Annotated in this window: 12 protein-coding genes; 2 read left to right on the plus strand and 10 right to left on the minus strand. The window is 42.9% G+C overall.

All coding sequences use genetic code 11. The annotated features are described in order from the left end of the window. Positions 1 to 17 precede the first annotated feature (17 nt). The 3 genes from CVU62_02475 to CVU62_02485 all read right to left on the minus strand — a co-directional run bounded on the left by CVU62_02475 (position 18) and on the right by CVU62_02485 (position 5,219). Complete coding sequence (locus CVU62_02475) at positions 18 to 1,430, minus strand: hypothetical protein (protein ID PKN39083.1); 1,413 nt, start codon at positions 1,428 to 1,430, stop codon at positions 18 to 20. Between the two features lie 170 nt (positions 1,431 to 1,600). Continuing rightward, positions 1,601 to 3,406 carry a hypothetical protein gene (locus tag CVU62_02480; protein ID PKN39084.1) on the minus strand — a complete coding sequence of 602 codons (1,806 nt, stop codon included), beginning with the start codon at positions 3,404 to 3,406 and terminating at the stop codon, positions 1,601 to 1,603. A 175-nt stretch (positions 3,407 to 3,581) separates the two neighbouring features. Further along, entirely contained in the window at positions 3,582 to 5,219 is a 1,638-nt protein-coding gene (locus CVU62_02485) for a hypothetical protein (GenBank protein ID PKN39085.1), read from the minus strand. Positions 5,220 to 5,391: 172 nt separating this feature from the next. On the opposite strand from CVU62_02485, the gene CVU62_02490 reads away from it, so the two are divergent. Both CVU62_02490 and CVU62_02495 read left to right on the plus strand, forming a co-directional pair. Further along, positions 5,392 to 6,144 carry a hypothetical protein gene (locus CVU62_02490; protein ID PKN39086.1) on the plus strand — a complete coding sequence of 251 codons (753 nt, stop codon included), beginning with the start codon at positions 5,392 to 5,394 and terminating at the stop codon, positions 6,142 to 6,144. Between the two features lie 47 nt (positions 6,145 to 6,191). Beyond that, positions 6,192 to 7,604, plus strand: a complete 1,413-nt coding sequence (locus CVU62_02495; protein PKN39087.1) for a hypothetical protein — start codon at positions 6,192 to 6,194, stop codon at positions 7,602 to 7,604. 11 nt (positions 7,605 to 7,615) lie between these two features. On the opposite strand, the gene CVU62_02500 is transcribed toward CVU62_02495, so the two are convergent. The 7 genes from CVU62_02500 to CVU62_02530 form a co-directional block, all read right to left on the minus strand. After that, entirely contained in the window at positions 7,616 to 8,419 is an 804-nt protein-coding gene (locus tag CVU62_02500) for a hypothetical protein (protein PKN39088.1), read from the minus strand. Next, entirely contained in the window at positions 8,416 to 9,918 is a 1,503-nt protein-coding gene (locus tag CVU62_02505) for a hypothetical protein (protein PKN39089.1), read from the minus strand. The genes CVU62_02500 and CVU62_02505 overlap by 4 nt, the downstream gene beginning before the upstream one ends. Before the next feature lie 2 nt (positions 9,919 to 9,920). Beyond that, positions 9,921 to 11,807, minus strand: a complete 1,887-nt coding sequence (gene asnB / locus CVU62_02510) for an asparagine synthase (glutamine-hydrolyzing) (GenBank protein PKN39090.1) — start codon at positions 11,805 to 11,807, stop codon at positions 9,921 to 9,923. Positions 11,808 to 11,814: 7 nt separating this feature from the next. After that, complete coding sequence (locus tag CVU62_02515) at positions 11,815 to 12,540, minus strand: hypothetical protein (protein PKN39091.1); 726 nt, start codon at positions 12,538 to 12,540, stop codon at positions 11,815 to 11,817. 28 nt (positions 12,541 to 12,568) lie between these two features. Beyond that, positions 12,569 to 13,534, minus strand: a complete 966-nt coding sequence (locus CVU62_02520) for a glycosyltransferase (protein ID PKN39092.1) — start codon at positions 13,532 to 13,534, stop codon at positions 12,569 to 12,571. Continuing rightward, the gene (locus CVU62_02525) at positions 13,534 to 14,994 is read right to left on the minus strand and encodes a B12-binding domain-containing radical SAM protein (protein ID PKN39093.1); all 1,461 of its coding nucleotides are present in this window, start codon (positions 14,992 to 14,994) and stop codon (positions 13,534 to 13,536) included. The genes CVU62_02520 and CVU62_02525 overlap by 1 nt, the downstream gene beginning before the upstream one ends. A 170-nt stretch (positions 14,995 to 15,164) precedes the next feature. Then, positions 15,165 to 16,574 carry a hypothetical protein gene (locus CVU62_02530; GenBank protein ID PKN39094.1) on the minus strand — a complete coding sequence of 470 codons (1,410 nt, stop codon included), beginning with the start codon at positions 16,572 to 16,574 and terminating at the stop codon, positions 15,165 to 15,167. Positions 16,575 to 16,600: the final 26 nt, after the last annotated feature.

Consider the following 16,600-nt stretch of genomic DNA (forward strand, 5'->3'; position numbering starts at 1 on the left):
TCGATTTGCTGATTTATTTAACCGAAGATGCCTTTCGAAAGCCTTTTGAAATATTCAGGAATATACAGGGGAAGTCTTCGCGTCTGGGGGAAATCTCTTATAATTCTGGCGATTCTGTAGGGATTCATATAGAAATCCCTGTTTGCTTTTCTCTGATAATAAAACAACGTTTCATCAGGAACATCCGCCAGGTTGAACCTAATATGAGAATATTCTTTATCTTCATAGTTGATGTTTCTGAGTTTCTCCGGATTATTTTTCAAGGCGATATCATATATCTTTGTGTTCGGAAATGGAGTGAGGGTATAAAATGAAACAGCGTGAAGCTTTGACATGCGGGTGACCTCTAACGTCTGCTTTAAATCATCCTCGGTTTCCGTTGGAAATCCCATCATCACAAACCCGAATGTAAAGATTCTTTTCGAAGCCGCGTATTTCACGTTCTCCAGATATTTCCGGATATTAAGATTTTTTCCGATCAGCTTTTGAAGCCGCGGCGAGCCTGATTCCAGAGGGCAGGAGCAGTAGTACATACCCGCGTCCGTGAGAGCGTCAATCGAGCTCTCGCTGAGCTCGTCAACCCGCAGTCCGTTTGGGAAAGACAATCCGATCTTAGTCCCAAATTTCCCGATAAGTTCGCAGATTTCAAACAGCCTTTTTTTATCATGATTAAAGATATCATCGTAGATCTCAAAATCATTAATCCCGTATTTCTTCATATAGAATCTCATTTCTTCAACAACTCTCTGAGCCGAATGGATACGAAGTCTGTCTCCAAAAATCCGATGACAGTAAATACATCTGAAGGGACATCCTCTGCTGCTGAAAAGAGCGACATATTTCCTATGCATTAAAAGAGTCATTGCCTGGATTTTCCAGTATGGCTCAAGATCGATAAGATCATAAGCCGGGAATGGAAGCGAATCAATATCTTCAACAAGCGGAGTAATCCCTGGATTGGTCACTATTCCTTCCTCGGCACGCCTGAATATTCCGGGGACATCTGCCATGTTCCCGCCTCCCGAATACGCGTTAATCACCAACTCGAAAGCAAGTTCTCCCTCGTAAGGCACCGCCACATCGGCAAGGTTGCCCTCCAACGACTTCTCTCCAAACGCGGAAACATGAGGTCCCCCTATGACTATCAGTGCGTCAGGAAGCACGACCTTCAAATTACTTGTGATATAAGGAAGACTGTGTGCGTTCGTGGTCAGCATACTTAACCCGACTACGTCAGCGCCGAATTCTTTAGCCTGTTTTACGAGTTCGTCGTTTGGCATGTTACTTATTTTTTGATTAACAATACGTATCTCAACATTTAATTTCTGCCGGAGATGCGCCGCGATATACATTATCCCGAGAGGCGGAGTCACGCCCAAAACTGATCGCCTGAATCCAAGGCTGGCAAGAAATATTTTTAGAGGCCGCATAACATACCTGATTGATTCTTTTGACAAGAACTTGTTTTTCAAGTGAGGAGTTTAGGTGAATTGCAATTGCGTGTCAATGCAATATTGACCGCAGAATATGGGTTGTGGTATAGACGACTAAAGAAAAAACGGGCACACGTTGCAGGAGAGGCACAGAAGGGGCATCATATTCAGCGCAGTTGCAGTAATTTCTTAAAGGAAGAATCGACTGTCGCACCAATTTTCTCAGCAGTTAATACATCCTGTTTTGCTTCAGCAATGCGCCCCAGATTATAATATGTATTGGCCCTGTTTATATAGTTGATCGGGTTAAATGGTTTCAGTCTAATCGCCAGATCAAAGTCAGCCAAAGCTTTTTCGTATGATCCCATTTTAGAATAAATCACGCCTCTATTGCCTAGCACGTCCGAGACGAGGGGATTGGGAACATTACCGTTAATATAAAAAGGCGGCAGAAACCCGAGATAGCGATTGTAATCCTGCAATACCTTTTCGATATCATTTCTGTCTAAATAGATGGAGCTGCGATCGAGGTAGGCTGGTGGATACTCCGGATTTACCTCAATTGCCGCGTTGAAGTCGTCAAGGGCTTTGTCGGATTGCTTGTTTTTGTAAAAATAATGCCCCCTGTTGAGATAGGCGATAGCTATTTTGCGGGGATATTTTTCGATTACATCAGTCCAGAGGGTCTCGCTATTTTTCCATATGGGAATATATTTCATCGTTAATGCGCAAAAATAAACCATCAGAACAATAGCAAGACCAGCTGCCATCAAGCGGTATCGTGAAGTCTTTTCCGCTAATTGTTGCATACCCATGACCATAACAAAAAACAGCCCGATATAGGCAATATAGGTGTAGTGGTCATTAAGGAAGGCAGACTCGTTTGCCAAAAACGGCATGAGGAGCAAGAAAATATTAAAGGTAAAAAACAGCAGACCGAAGGTAACGAAACGTTGCTTTCGCCATAAGGCCAATGCACTTATAAAGATAATGGCTGCTATCGCCGCTCCTGCCCAGTGTTCCACATTAAGTGCGGTTGGTGTGGGGTAAAGAGCGGATATAGCATAAGGGAAAAACGATTTCAATATGTATACCGTGTACGCATATCCACCAAGTATAATCTGTTCTAAAAAACTAAAAGCATTTACGATTGCCTTGCTGTCAGTTGTGAGGTAAACATTCTTAAAGAAAAATGTCATACCCAGCAGACCACTGGCCAAAGAGCCGGCAAAGAAGACTGCTTTTTCGAGAATAACTTTCAAGCAGATTTTTCTTGTAAAATACCAGTCCAACAACACCATCACTAGCGGCAGAGTCACAGCCTGACCTTTGGAAAGCAGCGATAATGTAAAAAAAATGAAGGTAAGTACTAGTTGAGCGTTTTTACCGGAAACGATGTAGCGGATGTAGGTAAGCAGAGCGGCCAGATAAAAGAGCGCGTAAAGAAGGTCTTTGCGTTCTGTGACCCAGGCCACGGACTCTACCCGCAGGGGATGGATGCCGAAGAGCAGGGCCGCAAAACCGCTCCACCAGATGGAGAGACCCATTCTGCGGCACAACAGCAAGACTAACGCTGTGCAGAACAGATGCAGCAACAAATTATCCAGGTGGTAGAGAAAGGGCCGGTCCTTTACCAGCTTCCATTCCAGCGCGAAAGAGACGATCACCATTGGATTATAGGTATTATAGTCGGCAGGTGTCGTGAAAATCTCTTTCAGCGTTCCCTCTTTGACTAACCGGTTTCCATAGATGTACAAATCGTCGTCCCAGTTGGTCCAGTCCAACTTGAGGCTACCGGAAAATACGAAGGCCGTGATGATAAGCACCAGGAAGATCACAAGGAGGTCGTGTTTTCTCTTGTGGTTGCTATCTTCTATTCCCTTTTCTTGGATCAGAGCTTCATTTCCCACGGTGAAAGTATATGAAGAATGGTCTTGTGTGTCAAAGAAATATTTATACCCTTTCGCTTTCAAAGGCTAACTTTGTTGGCAGCGTCGTCAGCGTCCTCAACGTATTTACATATACGACTGCGGAGCCTCCTCCTTGCCGCCCCGTTAGCCTTTGAAGGCGAAGGGGTATAACCTACCGGATGTATCTTATGATCATGGGAGAGGTATATCAATGCTGACGCTGAACCACAGGGACAGGCTACATTTGGTTATTCCCGGCATATTGTTTTGGTGCATATATGAATAAGCAACCACCGCCTAGCCATGGTATTTCGTCCGGCCAGTCTTTTTTAAAAATTTCCGCGTAATCGGGCAAATCTAACGCTTTATAAGAAAGTATGACAGCTTCATGCCTGTCTATTAATTTCGCCTGTTTGGAAATATCGTCTACCCATGGGAAATGTACCGGTGCAATTTGGATACGCGGCAAATCATTCATCGCAAAAGCGACTACATCCGACGTATAATTAAGAATATGACATGAATTCTTAAAAGGAGCGATGGCTTCAAATACTTCCTGATAAAAATCATTATACTCTTTAGTTAAAAGTTTGCCTTTAAATATTCCAATAGTTTTATTGGTAACTCCATTACTAAACAAAACATCCATCTTCCATGGATAATAGGCTGAAGTGGTTGTTTTAAAGAACATGGTGGCTGACAAAAACAAACCCAACAGAACACTGGAAAAGACAATGAGATATTTTACCGGCTTTATGGTTTGGGTGAAAAAATTATAAAAAACAAACACGACTATACCTATGCCTAAAGACGCGCCATTGACCAACCGGAATGTTTCATAAACATGAACTGAATTCAAATATCCAAAGACCGTTATAAGGCATACGGCCGCTATATCATAACGGGTATATGCAGACACCACAGACTTACCGAATATTTTTCGAATGATTTCCCGCAAAATTATAAAGGAACATACTATCAGTATTAACGTGAATAGTTTACCTCGGAAATCGGATGCGTAACTATCGTTGATCTGGATGATAGAGGCCAAGAAATTAAGATATGTGTAAATACTATCGCCTTTTCCTATTGTATTGATTAGCATTTTGTTCTGATAAAAGAAATCATCCAGTGCGGAATTCATCGCGAGATACGCAAAAAATATTATTAAAGGAATAAAAAAGCCAAAACTCATGATTCCAATTTTTTCTATAATACGTTTTTTTGTGCCTTGAATGGTAAAAAATTCCCAGCACAGCAGAATTATGAACGGCGGAATAATTGCGATAACCGAAGAATACCGGGAAAGCACCGACATGCTCAGAAAAATACCTGCCAGAAAACCATTATACCGGTTTTCGGAATATCGTAATAAAAAAATCAGTGCCAGCAGTTGAAAAGTATACGCGAAGTAATTAGGAGATGGATAAATAATATACGGATGAATTAAGAAAATCAGCCCCACCGCAATAAAGGCCAAGTGTTTGGCCAGGAATCGGAGAAAAACACGATAGGATAGAAATAACGTCAAGGAATAAAATAGCCCTGTAATAATTCCAACGCTCATTAACCTTTCGCCAAACACAGTTAAGGCAACTTTCATAATCCATGTGTGGAGATATCCATAGAAAGTAAGTGTTTCGGAATGCGGTATGGCCCCCCTCTGTAAATCAAGCGCAGCAAGATAGGGCCAGCCCCAATGTAGACTGTCATAATTAAGCATGGATTCAATCCAGCTGCAGCAAAAACTCGCCGCGCAGATAAGTAATACCAGTAGATCAAACCCATTCCATCTGTTGAAGAAGAGAAAGAATTTTTCAAGAGGTTTTTCTTCGGATAATTCCTGCTTATTAGCTGATAATTTCCGTAATGCCATAATTTTTTTGATCAGTCTTTTTAAAAATCTTGATTAAACGGCGCATTTTGCTTGAACCTGCGCCACAATAAATAAAGGAAATTCAATCTAATATTTGCAGTTTTTCTTGTAAAGTAATATTTTAAGCAGTAGATTAAATAGTAACTACTATTTCAGTTCCAATGTCACCTTAATGCTTACAAACGGAGACAGGAATAAAATTAAAAACATAATCATTGATAAAGACAAAGTAAAATATTCCTTATTATTGTTGTCCAAACGATACAACTATAATCACTGGATATACGACAATATTCAAGATTTTATCGGAGACGATATTCTGGAAGTAGGAGCCGGCATCGGGAATATTACCGATTTCATTATGTTTAAAAATAAATTAACGCTTATTGATATTGATCAAAATTATGTAGATTATTTAAAGGCCAAGTATTCATTTCGTGATAAATCAAACTTTAAAGTTTTCAGGACCGATATTCAGGACGTTAAATCATCTCTTCTTGCCACAAATACGTATGACACTATTATTTGTTTAAACATTCTCGAGCATTTAAAAAATGACGAAAAGGCTGTTGAAAACATGACCTCTCTTTTGCAACCGGGTGGACGACTAATAATTCTTGTACCGGCTTTAAATATACTTTATGGGTCAATGGATGTATCTTTCGGACATTATCGACGTTACAACAAAAAAAAGTTAAAGTTACTTATACAGGGGCAAGATCTCGATATAGTTAAAGTTTATTATTTAAATTCTTTAGGTTTATTCGGATGGTTTATCAATGGCCGAATACTTAAAAACGAAGAGTTGCCGGAATATCAGACGAAATTATTTGATAAATTAGTTCCTTTTTTAGGGCTTGCTGAAAAAATAATTAAGCCTCCATTAGGACAGTCACTTATTCTCATTGCTCAAAAAAAATATTAAAAGCATAGATATTAAAATTAAACACAGGTCGCTTATTAACTAAACCAATGAATTTTGTTTTTATTAATCCGCCGCGTGATATTGCCGCAAATAATATATGGAGGATAATCAATTCCGAAAACCCTCCGCTGGGACTAGCGTTACTATCAGCAATATGGGATGCGCAAGGACATACTTCACAAATAATAGATGCCGCCGCCTTACAACTAAAGATTCCGGAAATTATTGCCCTGATTAATCCTGTTACGGATTTTGTCGGGATTACGGCAACTACTCCGGAAATTTCCCGGGCTTTAGTTATTGCCCGGAAGGTGCGCGAAGCTTTTCCCCGCATCAAAATAATAATGGGCGGAGTCCATCCAACGGTATTCCATGAAGAACTCATTCGGGATAAATTTTGCGATATGGTTGTTCGAAATGAGGGCGAAATTCCAATTACAGAATTAGCCAAGGGAACCTCATATAATCTTATCCCTAACCTAACTTGGAGAAAATCCGACAATGAAGTTGTTGTCAATCCCGATGCCAAAACATATGTGGATTTGGATAATTTACCCCTCCCTGCTTATCACAAACTACCGATGCATCTGTATCATTCTGCTTTAGGTGCAGCCCGGCAGGAACCGTCTATCGGAATGGTAACTTCCAGGGGCTGCCCCGGCAAATGTACCTTCTGTTTCTCGGGAATGTTTGGCTCTCAAATAAGATTTTTGTCTCCGGTAAAAATTATTGACCATATTGAACATCTTCAGAAAAATTATGGCATCAAAGAGATATCTTTTTATGATGACACATTCACTGCCAACCAAAAGAATGTCGCCGAATTATGTCAGTTAATTCTTACGGAGAAAATCAAGATTACCTGGTCTTGTTTTGCCCGGGTGGATTGTGTGACACCCGAATTACTTTTGCTGATGAAAGAAGCAGGATGCCATCAAATCATGTACGGTTTTGAAAGTATCGATGAGAATATCTTAAAAAACATCAACAAGAGAATTAATTTAACTCAATTTCAAAAAGCCATTGACTGGACCAAGGCGGCAAAAATCAATATCCGCGGAGCCTTTATGTTGGGCAATCCCGGAGAAACATTAAAAAGCATGGGAGAAACTATTGATTATGCCAAAAACACCGGGATTCCATTTGCTATTTTTAATATTACTACTCCCTATCCGGGAACGGCTATGTATAATGAGTTTGCATCAAAAAATCTGCTCTTACACCGGAACTGGGAGCTTTATAATCTCGCTGAACCGATCTTAAAGCTGGATACCGTATCCGATGAAGCAGTCAAACAATTCTATTATAAAGCCTACCGTGATTTTTATCTGCGGCCTGATTTCATTCTCCGGCACATCTTTGCCAAACACACTCTCGCTGAATTGTTGATTTATGTTAAAGCGGTGTCAAGAATCACGGGGTTGTTATTCAGAAACATTTTCCCAAAACCAAGCTTATAGAGAACGAGAATTTATTTTTTACATATTATTTGCCACATGGTTCCCCAAAACCGGCTGCCTTGGTTATCCAACATCTTATTAATATCTGCACCGGGAATACCTATTCCGGAAACCCCGATTTCCAGATCATGAAATTTTGAAAACATTTCCCTTATCTGACTCTTGGTGTAACTTCTGAGAATAGGCGCACCAAAACACTCCAGTATCATCGTGCCGAAACGGTGGTCAGAGCCAAACTTTTTGATTATCTTCCAGAGCAATCTGTCCTGAAATGTAACAATGTCCACGATTCGGGAAATGAATCTCAGCGCATGGGCGATAAAAACCTTGGGAGACGCCATTCGATAAAGATATATGTATCCTGTGCCGCCCTTCTTCAATACCCGATTGATTTCTTCAACCGCCTTTTTTGTATCAGGACTATGATGGAGGACGCCGCACGAATATACCGTGTCAAACGAAGAATCCGGGAACTCAAGGCCTTCGGCATTCCCGGTTTTATACACCGGAACAATGACGAGCTTGCCGGCGAACTGCCCCGCCGCTTCTCTGGCTTTGTCGATACTTTTTTCGGAAATGTCTATACCTGTATAAGAGCCTTTTTTCTTCATGGAGCAGACACATATGCTGTCAGTGCCCTGGCCGCATCCTACTTCCAGCAAATCTCCGTCCCTGGATGCGACAACCCACAGTATCTGCGCCAGCCACGGTTCCTTTTGATATCGATAATGCATCCTCTGTAAGACATCCGGTTGGCCATCACAGGGGTTTGAGTTCCAAAATATTCTGGTTGCTTCAATAGATTTTTTTGTCATTTATTCGCATTCTTTTTATTGGGTTTTTCGTGGGATTTAAACAAAGTTATGATAAAATTTTTCAGAATTCTCTTTCCCATCTCTGACTTCTGCGCGAAATCCCTCGGCGATCTGATGGCTGTTAATTCACGCAATAATCGTCGCGGACGCCAGTAAAATCTCAAATGTGAATCGTTAACAAACCGCAGCATTTTTTCACGAGACATATTGTTTTCAATCAAATAAGGAATTGTATAGTCAGGTGTGGGGTTTCGCGTAAACGCGTTCCAGTAATCTTCCGGAATTACGCCGCGCGCAAGAGCTTCCTGATAAATAGCAGTTCCCGGATAGGGAATGAGTATGGCAAAAGCAACATAATCGGTGTTAAGTTCCATTGCCAATTGATAGGTATCCCCCGCATCCTTCAATGTTTCATCAAGAAATCCAATCATATAATAGGTCAATATTTCGAATTTCAGTTTTCGCGCCATTCGCACTGCGTTGCGCGCCTGATCTTTGGTAATTCCTTTTCGGGAATTTTTCAAAATGAGATCATTGCCCGATTCAATTCCAAAGTGAATCCTCCGGCATCCCGCTTTTTTCATTATCTCCAGCATTTCATAGTCCACTTTATCAACCCTGCTCCGCACAGACCACTCAATTTTTATTCCTCTTCTGATTATTTCCCCACAAATTTTCAGAACCCTTTCCCTGTGCCACGTAAATGTATCATCATAAATTTCAATATTCTGGAAACCGGCGTTTGCTATGGCTTCAAATTCTTCCACGACAAGCCATGGAGCGCGAGACATTAATTTTTGCGCGTTGAGTTTGCAGAAAACACAGTTGTAAGGGCAGCCGCGGCTGGTAATCATGGTGGTTGACTTGACATTCGACAGTAGAGAAGAATACGCATCATTATTAATCATCGAACGATCCGGTGCCGGCAAGGTGTCAAGATCATCCATCACTGCAATACTTACGGCAGGCGATCTTATCTGTCCATCGGAATCTTTCCAGAACACTCCATTGATTCCGTCAGGAGGATTCCCGGCAATTAATTTATCCAGCGCATCTCTGAAGGCGAATTCTCCATCTCCGGCAACGAGCAGATCAGCACTGGCAGAGGCCAGCGACAACTCCGGATAAATAGAGGCGTGAGGGCCGCCAAGACAAATAATTGTATCCGGCAAAAGTTGTTTAACAAGTTCACAGGTTCGCACGGTGTTATACCAGACATCCGTCATTACGGAAAAACCGACAATGTCCGGATTCATCCGGGCAAGGCGGGATGCTGTTTGTTCGGGGGATAAATTTTCGAGAGACGCATCAAATATTTCTATCGATGAAAATCCTTCTTTTTTAAGATACGCAGCAATTGACATAAGTCCCAGAGGCGGTTTTGAACCTATCGCCTGATTCTCGTGGAATACAAATAGCGACTGCACGCATTCTTTGTAAGAAGGCATTACGAGAACAATGAGGGAATCCTTTGTAATCTTTTTCGTTCGTAAATCCATAATTAACACTTAGTCATTATAAAGTTATTATACCAGAGCTGAAAGCTTAAAAGTGCCCATAGATTTCTTCCATGATCCGCTCGCCGCTCCCGGTGTTCGGTCAGCAACCGGACAATTTCAGTATGATTGAAGATTCCCTGCGATTCAACTCTCTCGCGCGAAAAAAGATCGTCGAACACATCGGAAAAAACACCTCTCACCCATACCGCGGAAGGAGGCCCGAAACCTTTTTTGGGTTTATTGATAATGCGCTTCGGCAGGTATTTTTCAAGCGCTTTCTTCAAGAGTCCTTTGGGGTTGTTGCCACACATCTTGAGAGAAAGTGGAAGCGAGTTGACATAGTTGATGATATCTATGTTCAGAAGAGGAACTCTCGCTTCCAGTGAAGCGGCCATGGTCATGCGATCCGCTTGAAAAAGACCATTGCCTTCAAGAAAAAACGATGCATCGAGGTGCATGATTCTGCTGATGACATCCTTTTCCGTAAGGGCAGTGGCAATTCTTTCTACTTCTGAATAGGCCGATTCTGTTACTTGATCAAGAATATCCGGTCTAAAAAGACGTGTTTTGGCGGCATCGTCATAGTATCCCATCCAAAGAAAGTGTTGCAACTCCGGAGGCAGGTTCATTCCCTTCACAAATTTTTTCGCCCGGAATTCAAAGCTCATATAGGTGTCGGAAACCGGTAGGCAATCTACAAGTGCCGGAATAACACCGGAAGAAATAAACTCCGGAAGTTTGCGATAGTATGCCGCCAACTGATGCGCCCTGTATGTCGGATAACCAGCGAATATTTCATCTCCGCCCCAACCTGTCAGAACCACTTTTACCTGCTGGCGGGCTGAGCGTGACAGCATCAAAAGAGGAAGCACAGTAGAATCGCCAAACGGTTCATCAAGAATTGCCGCGGCGTCAAACAGCGATTGCCTCAGAATATCCCGCGTGCAGGAGACTTCCGTATGGTCAAGGCCAAGATGATTGGCTACCATACAGGCATCAGCCGATTCATCGTGAGTCTCTTCTTCAAATCTCAAGGCAAACGATTTTATCTTTTGACGTGAATGCCTCACGGCAAACAGAGCCACTGCCGAAGAGTCTATCCCCCCGCTCAAAAAAATCCCAACCGGCACATCGCTCATCAGTTCTAGTTTCACGGCATGCTCCATTAGCTCTTCAATTTTGCCGCATGCTATATCAAGAGAATCAGAACAACTCGCGCTATAATCAGGTTTCCAATAACAGCTCACCTGCCACTCTCTGTCGCATAAAACACCGCAATGACCGGCGGGAAGTTTGACAATTCCAGCAAAGGCGGATTGAGGCGATGGCACATAACCAAAGGAAAAATAGCGATTGATTGCCGTCCAGTCAGGTATGGGCTTGCTAAAGATATTCAGCAGAGCCTTGGCCTCGGAAGCGAAAGCAAAACCATCTCCATTCCGTGTAATATAAAGAGGCTTTATTCCCAAACGATCGCGAGCAACAAAGAGTCTTCTTCGCTTTATGTCCCATATGGCCAGGACGAACATTCCGTTAAATCCGGCAAGGCATGATTCTCCATACTCCTCAAATGCATGAAGCACGGTTTCGGCATCTGAATTTGTATGAAAAGAGTGGCCGCGCCTGACAAGATCTTCACGGATATTGCTATGATTATATATTTCGCCGTTGTAAACGATAACCAGATCGCGTTTTTCATTGAAGATCGGTTGATTGCCCGTAATCAGATCAACAACGGCAAGGCGATTCATTCCCAGCGCAAGGCCTGGCTCTTCATAGATTCCACTATGGTCGGGCCCCCGATGAGAAAGTGCACGCCGCATATCTTTGATAATATCCGGCGAAACTGGTTTATCATTGAAATTAATTAAGCCGAAGATTCCACACATTCTATTATCAACTTTTCCTGACTGTAATCATCATGTATGTCCAGTGACTTTTGGGTAAGAATGCTTCCACGCCCCTCTCCCACAATCGTGCAAGGTAGTAACAGGCAGAAACCATCCTTTGCCGGATAAGCTGCTCCGGCCACCCCAAAAAAAATGCGCAAGCTCTGATGAGAAAACTAGCCTCAATGTATTCAAGTTCTGTCGATCCAAAATCACTGGTCAATGCTGACAGCATCTCGGGTCGTGAGAAACGCATCCCCCGCTCGGCGGGACACAGCGCCCTGAAGACACGATTCAGCAGGCGTCGTCCATCCGATTCAACTATAATGACCACTCCTCCGTGCCTGACAACCCTGAATACCTCCGAGAGAACCTGTTCCCGAGCAAAGTAAATATGGTGCAACAAATCCCGGCACAACACCAGATCGTATTCGGCATCGTCAAAAGGAAGGTTGGTAGCATCGCCGCATATAGCAAGCACATCATCATAGACGGATTGTAAAAAATCAATCTTCTCAGAGGATAAATCAAGGCCAGTGATACGGGCATGTGGCAACTCCTGACGCAAGTAGTGCAAATTACTGCCCTCGCCGCACCCGACTTCGAGCAGATTTGTCCCATGCCGAGGGAAGAGAGACGCTATACGCTGTGCAAGACATCTCTCTTTTTCCGCTATGTACGGATTGTTCAAGCGGTTGTAAAAACGCTTGATGTCGACATTTCCATGGAACATCTTCTGGAGTTCGTAAAGTTTGTGGGTATCAGTTACTTTCAGGTTTCAACACCTCTTTGATCAAATTGGTCCGCCATTGTTCATCATTTACATGTGCGAGAAGATTGTCCAGGATCAGACCGGCCACCGGGAATACGGTACCGATAATTAAGAACACGAAAGTTGCAAAGAAAAGCACCGGCGCTAAGGCATACAGCCAAACAGGGCTTTGACGCGTCAGGAAAACAAAAATAAGCGATGCCAGGGAAATACCGAATAAGCACCACGCGATAAAAGCGATCTCCGTGAAAACGTGAAAGGGACGAACTCTATAGGCAAGCGTTGATGTCAGAGAAATAATATCCAGCAAGCCGCGATATCTCAAAAGGCCATATTTGGAAACACCTTGCTTTCGCGGAGCGTGCGAGACTTGTATTTCGGCAACAGAAAACCCAAGGTTCTGGGCTATGGCCGGTATCAGGCGATGAAGATCTCCCCGCAGATTCAGATTTTTATAAAGGTCTTTTTTTAATATTTTCAGGCCGCAATTGATATCATGGATACGTACTTTGAGCACTTTACGGGTAATTAAATTGAAGACACCGGATAATAAACGTTTGAGAAGTGAATCTTTACGGGACACACGCCAACCGTTAACCATATCGAAACCCTGGTCAATCTTTTCCAGCATCAGGGGAATGTTTTCCGGCTCATCCTGGAGATCAGCATCCATCATGACGGTCACATCACCACCGGCCAGAGCGAAACCCTGCATCAAAGCCAGTGACTTACCGTGATTGCAACGGTGTCTGATAATGCCGATATTAGGGAAACGTTCACGCAAATTTACCAGCCGCTTATAACTGCCGTCGTTACTGCCGTCATCGACTGCTATAAATTCAAATGACAGGCCAAGCCCATTCAGAACAGTTTTAGTTCTCTGATAGAGTTCCTCGAGACTTTCGGCCTCGTTGAATACCGGGACCACAACACTAACAGTCTTTATCTGCTCCATCAGTTTTCTCCTGTCAGTGAAAATTGAAATATGTTCGTTCCGGCGGTAAGGAGAATAAAAAATTCTTCAAGGCTTTCCATACGGCAAAACCTTTCCTTAAGATATCCCGGCCGCAGGTAAAAACTGCGGTAAGCTTTAACAATCCAACGCGACAAATCTTCGCCGCTGATACCGCAAATGTTTTCGGAGAAGAAACCATGAATATGCAGGTTGTCCATGTTGGAGGCCGAACCGTCCCTGATTTCGGGATAGCTGCCGGCTACACGATCAAAGAGCTCTGTTCCGGGATAGGGGGTCAGGATTCCGAAGCTAGCTGTTGAGGCCCGCAATTTTTTAGCAAAAGCAATGGTCTGATTAATCGTCCCGATTGTTTCTCCCGGCCCGCCGAAAACTATATGAGCATGGGTATCTAGACCAATCTCTCTGGCCAGAGCAAAGGCCTTGATCGTCTGTTGAACATCGCTTTCCTTTTTATAATTTTGCAAAATCTCATCTGATCCGCTTTCTACGCCGAATTTAATCATATGACAGCCCGCCCTCTTCATAACGGCCATGATATCCTTATCAATAGCATCAACCCGGCTGTTGGCGATCCATTTTAAATCCATGTTCTTTCTGATCATGCCTTCGCAAATCTCTACGTTGCGCTTTCGGTCTGCTGTAAACGTCTCGTCACGAAAAAAAACCTCCCGGTAGCCCAGGGCTATAATGCTTTCCAGCTCCTCAAGCACTTTTTCGGACGATCGCATACGGTATTTGTTGCCATAAAAGGCGGGAACGGTGCAGAAGATGCAATGACCGGTACAGCCGCGCGAGGTTTGCATAGTTGTATAAGGCATCCTCTTCACAACCGGATTAAAGTAATCAATCCCTTCGGGAAGCAGAAAACGGTCGGGAACAGGGAGTTCATCCATGTCCATGAAAGAACGAGGCGGATTAATCACCGGCTCTCCGCGTTCATCACAATAACCGATTCCTTCAATGCCGGAGACGGAATGACCATTGATCAACTCACGCATAAGGCACCGTAAAGTCTCTTCCGGTTCGTGCAACACAATGAAATCCACCGCCGGATCCTTGAGACCGTACCGGGGCATAAAGGTAGGGTGCGACCCAAAGAGAACCGTTTGCACATCGCTTTTTAGTTTTTTGATTCGTCCCAATAGTTCAACATCAGCACGGAAGGACTGAGTTGATGACATCAACGCCACAGCACGTATTCCGGCAAAGCGAGAGCGCATCATGGCATCAAATCTTTCCCTCTCGTACTGAGCGTCAATGAACATAACATCAAGCCCGACATTGCGAACGTGAGTAGCGCAGGACAGTTCATTCAACGGCGGCATCTGCATACCTCCCACTCTGCGTCCATTGCACCAGCAGCCGTAAACAAAGTCTCTGACGATGTTGCGACCTTTGGAATCCGAAACTGGTTTAAGGAATAATATTATATTATCCATTATCCGTAATTCATCAATTTATGGAATATGTTTCCTCGAGAAAATGTATACTTTTTTTGTTAAAGTTTACATGATTTTGTCCAAAAAGCAACGACAGGTAATACTATAGAATTATTTCTTTTCACGCCTTATAATATAAAGTGGTTGTACTAAGTTTTGATATTTCCGATTCAGACAAATTTTCCACTCTTCGGCAGAGTTTTTATTAAAGTAATAAGCGCATATTGTGGAAGGTAGAGGACTCTTGGATAGCGAATGGCCAATCTCAGCAATCTTTTCGGATTTAGATAAAAGCGCCAGTAGCCGCGTCGAAAAACCTTTTGTAATTGACCGTCTGTCATTGCCGAAATATTCGGAGTATTATAAAAATTTATTTTTTGTAGATCAATGATGTAGTTTTTGTTTTTGAGGATATCAACAGCCATTTCCGCCAATACAGTACCGGCAAACGGTGTAACATACACAAACACTGCTCGGTGTAAATCAGAACGGGCGGCAAATTCTACCGTGTCGAATGCTTCTTCGTAAGTTTCTGTCGGGAAACCTATCATGAAGAAACCGATCGAATAAATTCCCGCCTTAACAGAAGCGTTGATTGCGCAAACGGCCTTATCAATGTTCAGATTCTTGTGAATCATCTTTTGCAGCCGGCGGCTCGAAGTTTCTATGGCAAAACAAATTGACACTGTTCCGGCCTGCTTAAAAAGATTCAAATCTTCTGGCTCGAGCATATCAGCCCGGACGCCATTCGGGAAATGAAGTTTAACATCACCAATTCTGTTTTTGATGCCGTCAAGTATCGCATGCATCCTTTTGCGATCCAGATTAAAGCAATCGTCAATTATTTCAAATTCCCTGAATCCATGCTGGAAGCGAAGCGCTTCCAACTCGGCAAGAACTGACTCGACTGATCTTTTTCTGAAGACCTTGCCCATTGTCCGATGGCAGTAAGCACACTTGTAGGGACAACCTCGTGAAGTTATAACAGCCATATAAGGACGGCGGCCAACGCTGGCAAACGAATCCATTTTTGCGTATAATTTATGATCAAGTAATTCCCAGTCGGGAAAAGGAAGCGAGTTTAATTCTTCCTCAGTCAGTTGCCGTCCCTGATTTATTTTTACCTCACCATCAACTAAAGAAGCTATTCCAGTAATTGAGTCTGTAGAAAGATCTTTCTCTACAGCATTGATCAATTCGGGGAATACCAGTTCTCCTTCTCCAATAACAACAAAATCAGCTCCAAATTTTTTTATCGCTTCTTGCGGATTGGCCGACGGCCACGGACCGCCGAAAATAACTGGAACATCCGGCAGAAGCTCACGGACAACCTTCATTACTTTTTTTGTGTTCTCCAGCTCGGTAACAATTACACTTATGCCGATAAAATCCGGTTTCCAACCGGTTAGCGTACTCCTGAGAATATTGAAATCTTTATAGTCAAGGCCGCAGTCGTGAATTTTCGCTTCATGTCCGGCTCCTTTCAGCGCTGCGCCAATGTACATAAGTCCCACCGGCTGTGTTATTAACGAAAATCCTAATTCTATAAACCTTGGTTTGATCAGAAGTATCTTCGACATTTAAAATTTAAATTCCTTTTCTATCC

Source organism: Deltaproteobacteria bacterium HGW-Deltaproteobacteria-2, from assembly GCA_002840505.1.
Classification (GTDB): domain Bacteria; phylum Desulfobacterota; class Syntrophia; order Syntrophales; family Smithellaceae; genus Smithella.